Origin of the sequence: uncultured Neptuniibacter sp. (assembly GCF_947498015.1) — a bacterium.
In the GTDB taxonomy this organism is placed as follows: domain Bacteria; phylum Pseudomonadota; class Gammaproteobacteria; order Pseudomonadales; family Balneatricaceae; genus Neptuniibacter.
Window position 1 is genome coordinate 64336 of the sequence record NZ_CANMIR010000010.1, and the last position, 17617, is coordinate 81952.

General features: G+C 48.4%; 15 protein-coding genes. 11 read left to right on the top strand and 4 right to left on the bottom strand.

Annotated features, from left to right (window positions below; all coding sequences use genetic code 11):
* Positions 1–180: 180 nt before the first annotated feature.
* The gene (locus Q0882_RS12795; protein WP_299182355.1) at positions 181–1146 is read right to left on the bottom strand and encodes a LysR substrate-binding domain-containing protein; all 966 of its coding nucleotides are present in this window, start codon (positions 1144–1146) and stop codon (positions 181–183) included.
* A 114-nt stretch (positions 1147–1260) separates the two neighbouring features.
* Here Q0882_RS12795 and Q0882_RS12800 point away from each other — a divergent pair, with 114 nt between their 5' ends.
* Positions 1261–2613, top strand: coding sequence for a D-serine ammonia-lyase (locus tag Q0882_RS12800; protein ID WP_299182357.1), 1353 nt, complete (start codon positions 1261–1263; stop codon positions 2611–2613).
* A gap of 65 nt (positions 2614–2678) precedes the next feature.
* On the opposite strand, the gene folE2 is transcribed toward Q0882_RS12800, so the two are convergent.
* A complete protein-coding gene (gene folE2, locus Q0882_RS12805; protein WP_299182359.1) occupies positions 2679–3614 on the bottom strand; it encodes a GTP cyclohydrolase FolE2 in 936 nt (311 codons plus the stop codon).
* A 485-nt stretch (positions 3615–4099) separates the two neighbouring features.
* On the opposite strand from folE2, the gene Q0882_RS12810 reads away from it, so the two are divergent.
* Positions 4100–5590, top strand: coding sequence for an FMN-binding glutamate synthase family protein (locus Q0882_RS12810; RefSeq protein WP_299182361.1), 1491 nt, complete (start codon positions 4100–4102; stop codon positions 5588–5590).
* A gap of 50 nt (positions 5591–5640) precedes the next feature.
* Here the strand turns inward: Q0882_RS12810 and Q0882_RS12815 are convergent, their stop codons facing one another.
* Positions 5641–5838 (bottom strand): PA3496 family putative envelope integrity protein, encoded by a 198-nt coding sequence (locus tag Q0882_RS12815; protein ID WP_299182363.1) that lies wholly within the window; start codon positions 5836–5838, stop codon positions 5641–5643.
* Positions 5839–6152: 314 nt separating this feature from the next.
* Positions 6153–7049 (bottom strand): SIS domain-containing protein, encoded by an 897-nt coding sequence (locus tag Q0882_RS12820; RefSeq protein ID WP_299182366.1) that lies wholly within the window; start codon positions 7047–7049, stop codon positions 6153–6155.
* Positions 7050–7199: 150 nt separating this feature from the next.
* On the opposite strand from Q0882_RS12820, the gene dctP reads away from it, so the two are divergent.
* From dctP to Q0882_RS12865, 9 genes are all read left to right on the top strand, one after another.
* The gene (gene dctP / locus Q0882_RS12825; RefSeq protein ID WP_299182369.1) at positions 7200–8288 is read left to right on the top strand and encodes a TRAP transporter substrate-binding protein; all 1089 of its coding nucleotides are present in this window, start codon (positions 7200–7202) and stop codon (positions 8286–8288) included.
* Positions 8289–8353: 65 nt separating this feature from the next.
* Entirely contained in the window at positions 8354–8950 is a 597-nt protein-coding gene (locus tag Q0882_RS12830) for a YjaG family protein (protein ID WP_299182372.1), read from the top strand.
* A gap of 3 nt (positions 8951–8953) precedes the next feature.
* A complete protein-coding gene (locus Q0882_RS12835) occupies positions 8954–9223 on the top strand; it encodes a hypothetical protein (RefSeq protein WP_299182374.1) in 270 nt (89 codons plus the stop codon).
* Positions 9224–9652 (top strand): hypothetical protein, encoded by a 429-nt coding sequence (locus Q0882_RS12840; RefSeq protein WP_299182376.1) that lies wholly within the window; start codon positions 9224–9226, stop codon positions 9650–9652.
* 396 nt (positions 9653–10048) lie between these two features.
* Positions 10049–10852: a response regulator gene (locus Q0882_RS12845; protein ID WP_299182378.1), complete on the top strand. Its 804-nt coding sequence runs from the start codon at positions 10049–10051 to the stop codon at positions 10850–10852.
* Positions 10853–10869: 17 nt separating this feature from the next.
* The gene (locus Q0882_RS12850) at positions 10870–11229 is read left to right on the top strand and encodes a response regulator (protein ID WP_299182380.1); all 360 of its coding nucleotides are present in this window, start codon (positions 10870–10872) and stop codon (positions 11227–11229) included.
* A gap of 9 nt (positions 11230–11238) precedes the next feature.
* Positions 11239–11712: a chemotaxis protein CheW gene (locus Q0882_RS12855; RefSeq protein WP_299182383.1), complete on the top strand. Its 474-nt coding sequence runs from the start codon at positions 11239–11241 to the stop codon at positions 11710–11712.
* 21 nt (positions 11713–11733) lie between these two features.
* Entirely contained in the window at positions 11734–13839 is a 2106-nt protein-coding gene (locus Q0882_RS12860; RefSeq protein WP_299182385.1) for a methyl-accepting chemotaxis protein, read from the top strand.
* Positions 13840–13857: 18 nt separating this feature from the next.
* Positions 13858–17613: a response regulator gene (locus Q0882_RS12865; RefSeq protein WP_299182388.1), complete on the top strand. Its 3756-nt coding sequence runs from the start codon at positions 13858–13860 to the stop codon at positions 17611–17613.
* The last annotated feature ends 4 nt before the right edge of the window (positions 17614–17617 follow it).

A 17617-nucleotide genomic window follows, 5' to 3' on the forward strand; every position in this document is an offset into this window, starting at 1 on the left:
TTTTAATTCCTCCAAGAGTTTGATGCATTAAATTTGTATCGGCATCACTGATCTATCAGTGATTTGCTCTTAAACCTCTTAAACGGACTCATTGCTGCGCATCGCTTGATCAGATTGCGGATCAAAGTGGTTTTCGACGTGAAGAGCGTTTTCGCCGGGTTTTCGTGAAACGCTTAAGGATTACACCGGGTCAGTATCGGATCCGTTTTGCCGCGCGTGATCTTTTAGATCGTTTGTGAACTGTTCCTGTAACCATGAGATAGTTGCCTGTATAGCCGGGTGTCCGCGACGATTTAGATGGCAGACCAGATCATAACGACCGCATTGGCTTTGTAAATTAGCCAGTGGGGCGATCAACGTACCCTGCTCCAATGCAGGTTGAATCAACAACATACGCCCCATTGCTAATCCTGCGCCCTGTTGTGCTGCTTGCAGACACAGCGCAGATTGATCAAAACAGTAACTTTGTATCAGATTGATACTGATCCCTGTTTCGTTACTCCAGCGCTCCCATTCTGCAAACCGACCCGCATGAGGCCAGGCATGACTATCGTGAAGCAGCCAGCTCTGCTGAATGTTTTGTGGTTGTTGCTGTAATTGCTTCTGCTCAGCATAAGCTGGGCTACATACCGGCGTGATCAGTTCTTCACCTAGGGGAAAAACCTCAAGCCCAGGATAGCCCCCCTGTCCATAATAGATCGCCAGATCGACGCCCTCACTGGAAAAATCGATCAGGCGGCTATGGGTTTCAATATTCAGGCGAATCTGTGGGTAGTGCTGCTGAAACCCAGCCAGTTTACGGCTGAACCAGCCCAATGCCAGCGAGGGGGGGAGAGAGAGGTTAACCTCGATACTTAGCTCTTTTGCACGTAGGTTCCTTACCGTCTGTTCCAGAGAAAGCAGCGATTGATTGACCACCTGTAGCAGCTGCTCACCCTCTTGGGTCAGCTGAATGCGGCGGTTAAAACGCAAAAAGAGTTGAAACCCCAGGAGCTGTTCTAACTTTTTAATCCGATGGCTGACGGCTCCCTGGGTCAGACCTAATTCGGCGGCTGCAAGGGTGAAGCTCAGGTGATAGGCTGCGCTCCGGAAGCAACTGAGGTTTCCCAGAATAGTAGCATCGTTTAACTGGTTCGGATGAATCATATTAATCCGTCAATTGATTTTTATACTTTGTCAGCGAACGCTAGAAGAATTTTAATCAGTGTTCAGAATAAAACGTAGTTTAGATTATTTATATTAATCCATTAGAGGTGGGTGATGGCAACTGAAACAACTCCGGACTTTGCTTCGCTGTTAGAAGAGGATCCACTATTACAGCAGTTGGCGGCGGCCAACCCCGTGTTTTGGCAAAATCCAGCATTGCAGTTAGGGGCGGATTATAAGCAGGACTTTGCTCTGACCTCTGAAGACACTGCGGAGGCAGCCGCACGGTTACAGCGTTTTGCGTCCTGGATTGCTGACAGCTTTCCGGAAACTCAGGAAGCTCAGGGGTTGATCGAATCACCGCTACGTAAGGTTGCAACGTATAAAGCCGCGTTGGAAAAGCATTATGGGGAACCGCTCAGTGGAAATCTTTTGCTTAAATGCGATAGTCATCTGCCTGTTTCAGGCTCGATTAAAGCGCGGGGTGGGATCTATGAAGTCCTTAAGTATGCTGAAACCGTCGCTTTGGAAGCGGGTTTACTGAAGCCTGAACAGTCCTATCGTAGTTTGGCGGATCCACGGGTGCACAGTTTATTTGCTGAGCATGCGATTGTTGTGGGGTCGACTGGGAATCTGGGGCTCAGTATTGGCATTATTGGGGCGGCGTTGGGTTTTCGGGTCACCGTGCATATGTCAGCAGATGCGCGTGAATGGAAGAAAGCCTTGTTGCGTGAAAAAGGCGTAGAAGTGATTGAGTATGCGGATGATTACAGCCGGGCTGTAGAAGAGGGCCGCAAGCAGGCCTTGACCCAGGCGAATACTCACTTTGTCGACGATGAGAACTCGACCGATCTGTTTTTGGGTTACAGCGTTGCAGGCCAACGTCTAAAGCAGCAGTTTCAACAGCAAGGGATTTCGGTTGATGCAGAGCACCCGCTGTTTGTTTATCTGCCATGTGGTGTCGGTGGTGGCCCCGGAGGTGTTGCGTTTGGTTTAAAGCAGGCATTCGGTGAACATGTGCATTGCTTTTTTGCTGAACCGACCCACTCCCCCTGTATGCTGCTGGGTATGCATACGGGGTTGCAGGACCAGATCTCTGTTCAGGATATTGGTTTGGATAATCACACCGTGGCTGATGGGTTAGCTGTCGGGCGGGCTTCTGGTTTTGTTGGCCGCTTTATATCGCCTATGTTATCCGGCATCTACACAGAAACAGATGAAGAGCTATTTCGTCTGTTAGCGCTGTTAGCCGAGTCTGAAGGTTTGATATTAGAGCCATCGGCACTAGCCGGTGTCGCAGGGATTAAGCATTTGAATCAGGCAAGTAATCCCTACATGGAACAAAACCAGCTTCAGGATAAGCTTGCACAGGCCAATCATCTGATCTGGGCTACTGGCGGCAGTATGGTGCCCACTGTTGAGCTTGATGCTTATCTGCAAAAAGGCCGTGAATTATTGCAAGGCTGAAGAGTGTAACTTTCAGCCATAAAAAAGGCCGCTTATAGCGGCCTTTCTTGTATCGGTATCTGCGATTAGCTGTAATCAGCCGGGCTGTAACCGCCTTCGATACCTTTAGACGCCAGAGCAACAGCATCATGAGCGTGCAGGCTTTCAAAATGTTCTACTTTCAACCAGAAGTCAGTGTATTGTTCCTGGCCCTGCAGTGCTTGCTTAACGCGACGTGCTGCATCTTCACAGAACATCAGGTTATGGCCATTTAACCGGGCAAATTCCTGCTCATCAGCACGTTTTACCGCAGTCTGAACAGGTGTTTTCAGTGAGCCCTCAACCAGATCAATCAGATCGGTCAGTGGGAAAGCGCCCATATTTTTATCCAGTTTGACCCAAGCCGTTGCCTGACTACGCTGACTGTGTGGTGTAGCAAAAGAGCCTTTCTCGGAAAGTAGCCACTTTTCTACGTCTTCACGGCTGAAGCTCTCTTTTTCTGCAAAGTCAGCTGTAAATGCCTGTTGTAGTAGCTGACGGGAGAGTGCAGCTGAACAAGGGCAAGTAGATGAGTAGGGAACACGAGTTGCCAGCTCCAGCGTGACATCATTATCTTTTAGCGTTGCACGCAGGGTCGTCGAGTAGCTTTTCCAGCCACTGTTATCACTTTTCAATGCGTCTCTTTTAATCAGGAAATCAAACTCAAAATTGAGGAATACCTGAGTGGAGATGTCGTGGTGGCTATCAAGAAGGTGAGATAAGAAGTCGGTTAAAGCCGGAACGTTTAACGTCTGGTTTTCAAAGAAATTACTCAATGCCAGATAAAGCCGTGACATATGAATACCCTTAACCTTGGGATTTACCAGGTTAACGTAGGTATTGACGCGCGCTTCAATGCTATTAACACCAAGCTTGTTATCTTCAAACTGCAATGGGACTGTTATCCCATTCATGCCCACCCAGTCCAGTGAACCGTGAATTTCCGGGTTTTGGTGACTGGTTACATCAGGCAAATTAGTCATGAATCTGGTCTTCCAATTAGGGTTTCAACAAATCAGAGCTCAAAACAAGGAAGCGATATTTCAACCCATTCGCTTCAGAAACTACCTAGTAATCTAGGGGTGTACCGTAAAAACATGTACACGCTTAATATATAAATCGCGGAACTCTGGATTCGATATTATGACTTATCAAAAGTACTGTTTCTTTGGCTTAAAGTCTAAAGAAACTTAAGAAGCGACGTACCATACTCCTACCGAAAGGGGTTTTGCAAATCTATGGCGAAAAAATTTACAAATTTAGCCTTTTTTCGGAGAAAAAGGGGGGAAATAGGTGAAAATAGGTAATAAGTCTCTACTTATTAAAGGGTTATTTGCCGTTTTGAAAAGTACAATTTTTTTCGCTATTTTGAATAATTACGTTTTTCCTATTTACTCTTAACTTATAACACCTTACAACAAGGTTAACCTTTCCCGGTGTACTGCTATGTCTATAGGAGGCCCATAGCATGAATGACCCAGTTACTAGCTTTGCAATCAACTTTATTGCATTTGTTGGTATTGCATTCCTTGTTTTGTTCGTGATTGCAGTAATCATCGCATTTGTTATCTATCAGATTGATAAACATCAGACAGCACAAACGATACGTAGGAACTACCCATTAATTGGCCGATTCCGTTATCTGTTTGAACATATAGGTGAGTTTTTTCGTCAATATTTCTTTGCTATGGATCGTGAGGAGATGCCTTTTAACCGGGCACAGCGTTCCTGGGTATACAGGGCTGCGAAGAATGTGGACAGCATGATCGCATTTGGTTCTTCACGTGATCTGCGAATTCCGGGTACCTATTATTTTCTGAACTGCCCGTTTCCAACTCTGAAAGAGGATGCGGTGACTACGCAGAGCCTTCGAATAGGGCCTTACTGTCAGCACCCCTATGATGCGGCTTCATTTCTGAATATCTCAGGCATGAGCTATGGTGCTTTATCAAAGCCCGCTATACAGGCGTTATCACAGGGAGCGAAAAAAGCGGGTTGCTGGATGAATACCGGTGAGGGAGGGGTCTCTGAATTTCATCTGGAATCCGGGTGCGACATTGTTTATCAGATCGGTACCGCTAAATATGGTTTACGTGATGAACAGGGCAACTTCTCTGAAGAGAAACTGAAGGAGAAGGGTGATCTGCCTCAGGTGAAAATGTTTGAGATAAAACTAAGCCAGGGTGCGAAACCGGGTAAAGGGGGAATTCTACCCGGTGAAAAGGTGACTCCTGAAATTGCCGCTGTACGCGGAATACCGGTCGGTGAAGATTCTCTGAGTCCAAACCGGCATCCGGATATCGCCTCTATCGATGATCTGCTGGATATGATTGATAAGGTTCGGCGTATTACCGGTAAACCATGTGGTTTTAAAATGGTTCTTGGGGATTCTGAGTGGCTGGATGAATTTTGTGAAAAGGTTAATGACAGAGGAGTAGAAAGCGCTCCGGACTTCATTACCCTGGACAGTAGTGATGGCGGTACCGGTGCAGCACCTATGCCGCTGATGGATAGTGTTGGTTTGCCGCTTAGAGAGAGTCTGCCAATTCTGGTCAATAAACTGATGGCACACAACTTAAGAGATCGTGTTCGTGTTATTGCCTCGGGTAAGTTGATCAATCCAACTGATGTGGGGGCAGCTCTCTGTATGGGTGCTGACTTTACGGTGACGGGACGTGGCTTTATGTTTGCACTGGGTTGTATTCAGGCCCTGCAGTGTAATAAAAATACCTGCCCAACTGGGATCACAACGCATGACCCAGACCTTCAACGTGGTTTGGTACCCCAGGTTAAGGCTGAACGCGTAGCGAACTACCACAAGCACCTAGTGCATGAGGTTGAGATGATTGCTCACTCCTGTGGTGTGACCGAGCCGCGTAAGCTCAAACGGAAACACTGTGCCATTGTGGTAGAAGGAAGCAGATCGATACCGCTGAATATTCTCTATCCAGAGTATTAAGTGAGTGAAACGACAAACGCCAGTCACATGACTGGCGTTTTTAGTTTTGCTTAGTCGTCAAACCAGCACTCATCAATATTGGAAGCTAACTCTTTCTCTTCCTGAAGTTGTTCAATTGCCCGCCTGGCTCTCAGTGCTCTCCGAGATGCCAGTTTCTTGCGTGAGATCTGTTCCTCTTCTTCAAAGCCTACAAGAAGATCAAAAACTTCAATCTGTGTATCATTCAGGTCTTGTGTCTTTCGCAACATAATAGACTCCTGATCTTATCCTAACGGTCAGAAGCTCATCGAGCTGAGCTGGAATTAGCGCCTCGATGAGGGGCTCTGTCGTGATCGCCTTGAGTGCCAATGAAGCAACAGGCATACGATTTTTTTTACAGCCTAAGTTCAGTTTTATAATAGCCGTGATTAAATATCAAACAGTTTAAGCTGGCCTTTTGTCTAACATATAGAGGGGCAATCCCGATATTATTCGGTACTGCACCTCTAAATTCCGAGGCAAGTTTAGATGGCTGTTATGTCAGCGATATGAAAATAAAGTGTAATAAATGTGACAGCTAGGGCTACGATTTGGGTTCTGTATCCAGAGGTTTTCGGATCGGCAGACGTTTATCGTTCTGGCGTAATGAGCGCAGGCTTCTTTTGATGGTTTTAAGATGGTCAATCAAACCTGGACCCAGCTTCATAGCGACACCCACAGCCAGAACATCGATTGCGACCAGATGCAGAACGCGGGATGACATTAAGGTGCTCAGATCCTTATCCTCTTCAAGATCTATATGGATCGGAATGGTTGCGATCTCCGACAGAGGGGTACTGCTGGGGCAGAGTGAGATAACCGTGGTGCCTGTCTCTTTAACCAGCTTGACGGTATGTAAAAGGTCCTTAGTCCGTCCGGTTTGTGAGATTGCGACAACCACATCGCGCTCATCAAGTGAAACCGCAGAGATTGCCTGCATGTGCGGATCTGAATAAGAGGTGCTTGATACTTTTAAACGGTGGAATTTATGGGCAGCGTCTGTACAAACAGGCGCGGAGGCACCAAAACCATAAAACTCTACTCGGCGGGCTTTGGCCAGAGCTGCGATCGCTTTTTCAACCGTTTCGGTATCCAATTGATCTTTCATGCTCAGTAGGTTGCCGATCATTGAATCAAAGATCTTCTCCTTGAACTCAGTTACGGTATCCTTCGAATTCAGTGAGAACTGCTCGAAATTGGTGTTACTGGCAAGGCCCTGAGCCAGAGTCAGTTTAAAGTCCTGAAATCCGTCATAGTTGAGTGCACGGCAGAAGCGGACCACAGTAGGCTCGCTCACATTTGCTTCAGAAGCGAGATCGACAATACGCATATGTATGACATCATTTGCGTGCGCCAAGACATAATCCGCCACTTTCTGTTCCGACTTCCGTAAGCCTTCTCTTGCCTCGGCAATCGACTTAAGCAGATTGAAGGAATTCAACACCACACCTCACTTCACACCCTATTAGTTAGTACAACTAGTTAGAGTATAACAATCTTCCGTGTGACAGATCACCTACAAGCGTCAATTGCGGTGTACATGGGGGCATGCTATTTTCGTTTTAAAAATAATAACTAAGGTTTCTCACCCGTGAAGCGTCGCCAATTTGTTAAACATGCGAGTGCTCTCCCCTTAGCTGCGGGCTTGATCTCATCAACCCCAGCTGCGAATGCTGCCCTACTGCCGGAATTCAAATGGAAAATGGTTACAACCTGGCCGCGTAATTTTCCAGGCTTGGGTATGGGGGCAAACTATCTGGCTAATCTGATCGATCAGATGAGTGGCGGACGCTTAAAGATCTCAATCTATGGCGCGAATGAGCTGGTGGCCCCGCTGGATGTCTTTGATGCGGTGGCGGAAGGCCGTGCCCAGATGGGGCATGGTGCAGCGTTTTACTGGAAAGACACAATTCGTGCTGCACAATTTTTTGCAGCGGTTCCCTTCGGTATGACGGCACAGGAGATGAATGCCTGGCTATATCAGGGGGAGGGTATGGAACTGTGGCAGGAGCTATATGATCCTTACGGGATTGTGCCTCATGCATGTGGTAATACAGGTGTGCAGATGGGGGGCTGGTTTAATCGTGAGATCAACTCCTCAGCAGACCTGCAGGGCCTTAAAATCAGGATTCCGGGCCTCGGTGGAGAGGTGTTTAAGAGATTAGGCGCTGAACCGGTTTTACTGCCTGGTGATGAGATCTTCCATGCGTTGGAACAGGGTGAAATTGATGCTGCTGAGTGGGCCGCACCGTATAATGATGTGGCGTTAGGACTCTATAAAGCAGCCAAATATTACTACTACCCCGGATGGCATGAGCCCGGAACAACCATCGAGTGCCTGATCAATAAAGATGCGCTGGCTCAACTGCCCAAAGACCTAAAAGCCATCGTTAAAAGCGCCATGAGAGTCGCCAATCAGGAGATGCTGGCTGAACTGACAGCGAAAAATAATAGGGCACTGCAGCACCTGCTTAATGTGCATAAAGTGCAACTGTGCAAATTCCCGGATGAGGTGCTGTCGCAATTGAAACTGGCATCCATCTCTGTACTTCAGGAGGAGCTTGAGAAAGATCCGCGCGCGATTAAAATATTTGAGTCCTATGACCGCTTCCGACAGCAAGCTGCTGCCTGGCACGATCTCTCTGAACTGGCCTATATGCAGGCCCGTGATCTGACCTAAGATTTCACTGCAATTGCCGATAAAACCGGTACAATAGCCACTTTCCAACAGATCTGGTGATTTACATGTCTGATCAACGCTTTGATAAAGAGTTTTACGATCTTAAAGACTGGCAACTGGTAGCATTCTGTGCGGCCATTTCTGAGCGCATGTTTCCTAATTTTGCCCTGTTCTCACGCCTGATGGAGTTCGGTGATGTCAGCAAAATGCGTCAAATACTCGATGCGGTATGGGATCACCTGAACGATACCGGTGCGAAGATGAACTTCGAAGTTCAGCTGGATAAAGTTGAAGTTAACATGCCGGATCTGGATGAATTTGAGATGTATGGTGCATCGCCAGCACTGGATGCGGTAGTGGCGCTCTTCTCAACCTTGAATACAGTGGTTGCTGCGGATGCCGGTGAGGTGCTTAACGTTGCCAACATGTCTCGTGAAAGTGTAGCGACATTCATTGAGCTTAATGCGGATGATCAGATCTCCGATGAAGAGCTTGTGCGCTTTATCAATACCCATGAGCTGATGCAGCAAGAGGATGACTTTCAGGCGGATATTCTTGAGATTATTCAGGATGATCTACCTCGCAGAGAGGCGTTGGCTGAGCTTAGAGAGCTGTCACACAATGATGGCTACAGTAACCTTGGAATCTGCGATAGTGAATGACCCATGCTACGACTTGGTTTAATTCTGTTGATCATTCCATCTCTGGCCTTAATGACCGTTTTTTATATCGATCAATCGGCAGTGGATAGCTGCCTTGACGCGGGTGGTTCTTATAACTATCAGGCGGGTGAATGCGATTTCGAGCAGAAGCATCAGTTCTATCCGATCATGGCTCGTTACCCCTTGTTAGTTAACGGCGCAATGCTGCTATCTGTTATCGGTCTTCTGCTCTGTATGAAGGGATTGCTCTGGCGCCCTGTTAAGGAAAACTAAATGTTAAAAAAGATTATTTGGTCGATCCTGTTTCTGATTGTGGCGGGTATTTTTATCGCCTGGCTGACGCAGGATAAGTGGCTTCCGGGATGGAATCAGGAATTAGCGCAACAGTCTCAGGATTTTACTCAGCGTGGTAGCACGTTTGGTGAAACTGCAGATCAGCAGGCTTGCCTTGAGGAGGCTTTAACCAGCTTCAACCGTTGTTCTGGATTTGCCTGTACGATTAGCCACGGGAAATTCCTTAAAGCCTGCTGGCAGCAGGCAATACCTAGCGAGGGTTTCTGCAATGAGGTCCCGGCATTTAATGAAGAACTGAGTGAAGATGATAAAAGCTGGGCGCGACATGCTTGCTGGGGGCGAGATATCCGAGGGGAGGGGTGTCGATTATTGATGCGCCAGCAGCAGCTATTCTGCTCTAAACAATAGTATTAAAACGGCCCGCAGCGGCCGTTTTTTTATTGCCATATTCAATCAACCCGATCTATGATTGAATTCATACAGCTGTTTTAATTCAGCGTAATTTGATTTGCAGCAAAAATACTGTAGATTAAAAAACGACGTCTCTGACGTCTGAAAATAAAAATAAAAACAGAGTAGTAGAGATGTAAACAGTAGTAGTCCGCACTTGCGGTTTTCTACTGATGTTGCAAACAGATGGTGTTAATCGTCCCGCGCGGTTAAACCAAAGGAATAAGCAGGTTTTGTATTTCCCCTGTCATAGCAGGGATTATACTTGTGTTTGCAAACAGGGACGCACGCCTCCGTCAAATCTCTCTTCGCATGTTGATGTACCCAGGTTATCTCCAAGGATATGGGATTAGTATGCAGATAGGTTCAATTGGTTTTCCCGAAGACCAGCAGGTAAAGCTGGAAAAAATCTTCAAGCTGTCTAAACAGACGCGCTATACATTGGTGAAGTTTGATCCCGCGGATCTGCCGGATCTGCTACTGGTGTTTGGGCGCGATATCGCCTCCCATGAAGCGCTTGGTGAGCTTCCTGTCACCTACCATTCCCGAATTATTCTGGTTTGTCGTGGCAAGCCTGATAGTAAGGGCTACGCCCATTTAGGTTACCCGTTGGTTTCCTCACGGGTGCTCCGTACACTGGACAATATGACCCATGAAAATGAAGAGATGGATATTGTCGAAGAAGCTGAGCAGGAGAACCGGTTTAGTAAATATGAAGCTCCAGTCGAGGCTGAAAGTGATCTGCCTCCGGACTCGGAGCGCAGCTGCTATAAAGTGCTCGTCGTTGATGACAATGAGGTGATGCAACAGGCACTTAATGCCGAGTTGTTGCAGATGGAAACCCCTGTTGAGGTACATTTTTCGTCCACCGGTGAAGATGCGCTCAAGCAGGTCGATGAGACCCTATTTGATTTTGTTTTTCTGGACGTCGTGATGCCTGGTATCGATGGCTTTGAAGCTTGCACAGAGATGCGAAACCGTCCAGATATGAAGAAAACCCCCATTATTATGCTGACCTCAAAAACCTCTCCAATGGATGAAGTGAAGGGGATTATGGCCGGCTGCTCAACCTATCTGACCAAACCGATCGTTCATGAAGAGTTTCAGAAGGTGATAAGTCGGGTCGCAAACTGGGTTGATGAGTTTCAAAACGCTTAGGTAATTGGAGTAATCCGTTGAAAAAAATATTGGTTGTAGAAGACGACATGGTGCAGCAGAAACATATCTGCTCCGTGCTAGCTTCCTGTGGTGTCGAGGTTGTAGTTGCCAATGATGGTAAGCAAGGGCTTGAGAAGGCTAAAAGTGAGCAACCGGATCTGGTCTTTATGGATATTGTCATGCCTGAAATGGATGGTTATTCAGCGTGTCGCCAGATTACCAATGATGATGAAACCAAAGAGATCCCTGTAGTTATCGTGTCGAGCAAGCATGAAGAGGCTGATAAGGTCTGGGCGCAATTACAGGGAGCCGCTGCAATGGTCGCGAAACCCTTTACTGAAGCTGATCTGATGGCGCAGATCGAAGCGTTAACCTGAGGTGATTCTGTGGATACTCAGCAGCAGCTCAATCAGGCATCACCCGCAGAGATTCATACGATCAGGCATGGTTTCGAAGTGGGTAGTTATCACCTGTTGATTGCACCGCAAACCCGGGCAGAAGTGGTGAAGTCGCCTGCAGTATGTCCCCTGCCAGGGACTCCTGACTGGTTTATTGGTGTTATGAATCACCGGGGTGAGGCGGTGCCCGTATATGATCTGGACAAATATCTGGAAATTATCGAAGAGCCTGTGCAAGCAAAGAGATGGGTGCTGTTAATCGATACCCAACCCAATACGGTTGGCGTGATATTACAAACTCCGCCTCTCAGTGTGATCGACCCCGATCGATTGAGTGAGCCTGTGGGTGATCTGCCTGAAGTATTCAAAACAGCCGTGAATGACCTCTATCAGAGGGATGGCGTGCAGTGGCTCGAGATGGATCATCAACAGCTTTTTCTGGCGTTGAAAAAACAGTTTTAAGGATTAGGGAGAGAAAGGTTTATGCAGTCGTTCTGGGAGTTCAAGAATGTCCGGATTCCGATCAAGTTTGCTATCGCATTGATCATGCTTTGCGTGGGCCTGGTTTTCATGGGGGCCTCTTATTATCAATCCATCATTCTCCAGGAAAAGGCACAAAACCGGTCACAGCAGTTGAGTGAATTTCTACTGTTGGTCAGTGATATTCAGGCCAACATTGCTGAGGCAAGGTTCCAGGAGAAGAGCTTTCAGAATGATCTTAGGATTGAACAATTAAATGAGTTTAACGACATCATGGAGCGAGTCGATAGTGATGTTGGGAAACTCCAGGGGTATCTGCGTACCGATCAGGATAAAACGCTGGTTCAGCAGTTTCAGGCGATCATAGATCAGTATCAGGATACCTTTTATGACGGTTCAGAAGCGCGTATGGAGATCGGTCTGAAAGCGGATGAGGGCTTATCAAATGACCTGCGCCTGCTGATGTGGGAGACCGATGCATTGATCGTCTGGCTGGAACGTGGCTGGTTACGGGATCAATTCAACACACTCCGTAAAAATTTGGATGAATACATTAGCAGCAATGGTGAGCGTGTTGGGGTTGAACAGATCAATCGAGAGATCAGCCGTATGCGTAACCAGTTGGAGGCGATCAGCGCCGACAAATTCCCGCAGAACCGTATCGCTGTTCTGGACAATCTGGATAAAACGGAAAGTTACTTTTTTGAACTGTCTGATGCGGTGGAGCGCAGCCATTCAAAATTCACACAGCTGCAGGATATTATCGCCACACTGAATCCGAAAATTGAGGAAGTGAACACCCTGGCGGCGAACTACCGGGTGGGTAATGATCAGATTCAGAAAACCGAAACGACTGAGATGGCAACCTACTTCCTCGGCTCCTTAGGATTGATGATTGTTGCGATGGTGGTTGCGCTGTCGATCGTGAAGTTTGGAGTAATCGATCCCCTGAAGGCGCTGCAAAATACTATCGACCGAGTGCGAGAGGGTGATGTAGATGCGCGCAGTGGTTTAACCTCTAAAGATGAACTGGGTCAGCTTTCGAGCGTATTGGATACGCTGCTTGAGGAGAAGGAGCAGGCGCTTCAGATCAAAGATGAAGAGAACAAAAAACTGAACAGTTCCATCATTGCGCTGATTCAGAATGTGTTCCAGATATCGCAACGTGACCTGACCGTCAGAGTGCCAGTTGCGGAAGATGTAACCGGTGCCGTCTCAGATTCGATTAACCAGTTAGTGGAATCGATTGAATCGGTATTGCAGGATGTAAATAGTGTTTCTTCACGGGTAAATACGGCATCAGAGCAGGTGAAATCTCAGTCTGAAACGGTTCTGAGTTACGCTGAGAAAGAGAAAGAGGAGATTCGGGAAACACTACAGGGTCTGGATTCTGCTATCCGGGCGATGGAGCTGATCTCTAAGCTGGCAGTAGTATCAAATAGCGCTTCTCAAAAAGCTATTAAAACCTCAGAAACTGCGATGGATTCTGTATCGCAGACAATTGGCAGCATCAATAAGATTCGTCAAACCATTCATGAAGCGGAAAAGCGTATCAAGCGTCTGGGAGAGCGTTCCCAGGAGATCGGCGGTATCGTTAACCTGATCAACAATATCTCAGAGCGTACCCATGTTCTCTCTCTGAATGCGAGCATGCATGCTGCGTCTGCGGGCGAAGCTGGGCGAGGCCTGATGGTGGTAGTAGATGAAGTACAGCGTCTGGCAGAGAACTCGCGTGAAGCGACCTCAGAGATTGAGTCTCTGGTTAATAATATTCAGCTGGAAACAGCAGACACGATCAATGTCATCAATAACGTAATCACCGATGTTGTAGAGGGCACGCGTCTGGCTGAGGAAGCTGGAGAGCGTATGGATGAGACCCGTGTAACGACGCAGTCATTGGTCGACTCGGTTGTACGGATTGCGCAAAGCTCAGTGAAGCAGGCAAAAGCAGCTGAAGAGTTGCGTGTTAGGGCGGGCAGCATTAATGAGACGACTCAGGCGACCAACGCTGAGATGAGGCAGCAGGCACAGCTTTCAGATGAACTGGTTGAAGCCGCAGATGAACTGCAGAAGTCGGTTAGCGTATTTAAGCTGGCATCCTCTTCATAACCGATAGGGCTGAGATCAATGTTTGATCCCAAACAAGCCATTGAATGGCTGATTGCAAAGCAGGCGCTTTGTCTGAAAATGGAACTGCCCTTTACGGAACTGGTCGATGAGATCCACGAGTATATTGATCAGTTTAGTGAACAGGACCTAACGGGGTTTGCTGATTTTCTGGCGCTGTATGCCGAGCTGCTTGATTCTGTTGAGGCGGATCAACTGGCGCAGGTAGAGCCCGTTATCTCATTAGTTTCAGAGCAATTAGCTCAATTGGGAGCGATCGAACCTGCGGTAATGGCTCACGCATTGGTGGCTCAGCTGCAGCATCCCGCCTGGCCGGAACCGGTTGAGGAGGAAGATGCTGCTTTTCTACTGGAGATTCTGGAAAGCGACTGTAGCCTTTTCTCCCCGCCACCCTCGGTAGCAGAGCCCATTGCTGAGGAGGAAACAGAGCATTCAGCTGAAGTACAAACTCAGCTCCAACCGGCTGCTAGTATAAAACAGGCATTTCCTGACCTTTACGCCCTGCTAGAAACGATTGGGCGTGTCTCAGATGAGCTTCCCCCCGATACGGCTGAGACACTGTATGAGCTGATAGATCGTTATTCTGAAGAGGATTGGAACGGCGTTGCCGATCTGTTGGCGCTCTATGGTGAGTTATTGATTCAGCTGCCTGAGATGGATGATCTGGCGGTTGCCGATGAACTTAATCAAGCACTGCTGGCTTTACTGAGGGCTCCTTCGGAGGAACTGGTGCAGCCGATCTTGACCGCGATGTCGGTTGCAGGCTGGCCGGAACCTGTTCCGGAGGAAGATACTGAGTTTCTCAAGACGCTTCTGCTTGCAGATGTGGATCGCTTGGATGCTGACGTTGTCAGTATCGGACTGGTAGAAGATGAGGAGACACAACCTGAAGAGAACCCGGTGACGGAAAGTGACGATAGCGAACTGCTCCCGCATCCCCCTCTTTTCTGTCAGATTGACTTCAGTTTACTCGAGATGGAGGGGCCGCAGGTGGATCCTGCTGTTGTCGCGATGCTGTCCCAGTCGATCTTAAGCATTGTCCCTGTATGGCAGTCACCCACAACGGAACAACCGGATCTTCAGCAAACCATAGAGAGCTTACAGCCTGTTTTGAGGGCATTGGAAACGATCAACCTGATAGGTGCAACCCTACTGGTGACCGGGTTGCAGCAAAACCTGGAGTATATTCAAACCCATCAGATCTCTCTTTTACCCGATAGGATCGCCTCCGTTCAGGCCTGCCTGACTGGGTTGGTGGAGTATTTAGAGAATGTAGGAGACTATGAGCGCCAGCAAAATTTGTTGGATCAGTTTGTAGACAGTGAACTGCCCTCTAAACCCGGTTCGGAGGAAGCCTCTTTCATCATGGGGTTGCTGGCGCTGGCATCGCTGCAAACCCCAGAGTCACTGGAGCAGAAACAAGCGGTCGTTGATGATGTTGATCTGACCCCTTCTGCCGATGTTGATCCGCAACTGCTGGAGATGTTGCATAGCGAGCTTCCGCAGTTGTCAGAGGAGTTTCTGAGTAGTGTTCAGCGATTGATCAAGTCTGACGCTGAGGCGCTGCGTACCGCTCAACGAGCAGTGCATACGCTCAAAGGCCTTGCCAATATGGCAGGGATCCGGGGGATGGCTAATCTGGCACACGGCCTGGAGGATCTTATGGATCTGCTGGCCGATGCAGAGCGGGTCTCTGTCGGCGCGATGAAGCATGATCTGCTGGAAGCTGCAGATTGCCTGGCGGCCATGTCTGATGCCATTACCGACTCTCTGCCTGCACCGGATAATGCACTTCAGGTACTTCAGAGGGTGATGGATTGGGATTACCGTCTGAAGACGGAAGGGATCTCTCTGCTAGATAGATCTGAGGCGGCTAATACTAGCAACTCGGAGCCTGAAGATACTGCCCCAGCTGCAGAACTACCAGTCGAGCAGCCTCGCAACGAATCGGCACTGTTTAAGGTGCCAGGTAACATACTGGATAACCTGTTTCGTTTGGCAGGGGAATCCAGCACGTTGAATACTCAGCTTGATGAGGAGATTACTCATCTACGCTCCTATGCTCGTACCAACCGCGAACGGCATCGTAATTTACAGCGGGTACTGTTTGAACTTGAGCAGCAGTTCAGTGATCAGATGAACCTTCAGCCCCAGCTGGATGAACTCGCTGATGAGTTCGATCCACTGGAGATGGATCGCTATAACGAGATGCACTCCACCCTTTCGCGTGTTCAGGAAGCGGTCGCCGATGTCCGTGAAGTGACTCAGGATATGGATGGACATATTCAGTCATTGAGCACTCTTCATATTGCACAATCGGGTTTGCAGAAGGAGACCTTGCAGAATGTCTTAAACAGCCGCCTGGTAGAGGTGCGCAGCATCAGCTCCCGATTACAGCGTATTACCCGTCAGGCGTGTCGCGCGACCGGTAAAGAGGCAGAGCTGATCATCAAAGGGGAAGCGACGCTGGTTGATAGCCATATTCTGAATCAACTAGCTGATCCGCTGCTCCACATTATCCGAAATGCGATCGATCATGGATTGGAATCGAGCCCTGCCCGGGTCGCAGCAGGTAAATCTGAAGAGGGCAGGATCACTCTGAGCTTCTCGCTCAAGGATGATCAGATCCATGTTCACTGTGAGGATGATGGTGGTGGGATTAATACGGAACGGGTGCTTGCCGTTGCTTGTCAGAAGCAACTCATCGACCCGGAAATAACGCTGAGTGAGGAGGATGTTCAGCGACTGATACTGATTCCCGGTTTTTCTACGCGTGATCAGATTAGTCAGCTGTCTGGGCGTGGTATCGGTATGGATGTCGTTTACCAGCAGATCTTGCGATTGCAGGGGACGTTGGATATTACATCAAAGCGCAATCAGGGCACCTGTTTCCAGCTCTCAATGCCTGCCAGCTCATTAATTATCAGGACGCTTCTGGTCAGATGCGGTCATCAGATCTTTGCGCTGGCCGGGCATGGTATTGAGCAGAGTGTGATCTCGCTCGATGGCCGTTTGATGGAGGAGAGTGAGGGCCTGGTCTTTGAATATGAGGGGGAGCACTATCCCACTTACATGCTGGAAAACCTGCTCCAGTCGAGGCCCAATGATTATCAGGCCCCGGGTGCTGTGTACCCAGTCTTGCTGGTGACGCTGGCACAGGGTGAAAAAGTAGCGGTCCTGGTTAAAGAGGTGATTGCGCACCGTGAATTGGCGTTTAAGCAGTTGAGTGAGTATCTGCCTGACCTTCCGGGCATTCCCGGGATGACGATTCTGGCCAATGGTGAAACAGCTCCGATTGTCGATCTACCGGAAAGGATCCGCTATCAGCGGTCCCAACTTACCGAACTGCGATCCTTCTATGAGCATGAGACAGCTGCTGAGTTACCCCGCATTCTGATTGTTGATGATTCACTCAGTGCCCGCAAAACCTTGCAGACTCTACTGGCAGACAGTGGCTATGAGGTGAGTACGGCGATTGATGGTCTGGATGCATTAAACCAGATACGCAAACAACAACCCGATCTGGTGCTTACAGATATGGAGATGCCGAGAATGAATGGCGTGGAGTTGACCCATCTGATCCGGCAGCGGGATGAGACTTCTGCGATACCGGTCATCATGATCACCTCCAGATCGACGGAAAAACATCGTCAGGAAGCGGATGACGCTGGTGTTAGCGTGTATTTGACTAAACCTTGGTCGGAAAACCGACTGCTTGATCAGGTAGATTCCCTACTGACCGAGATGTGTGTCTGACGAC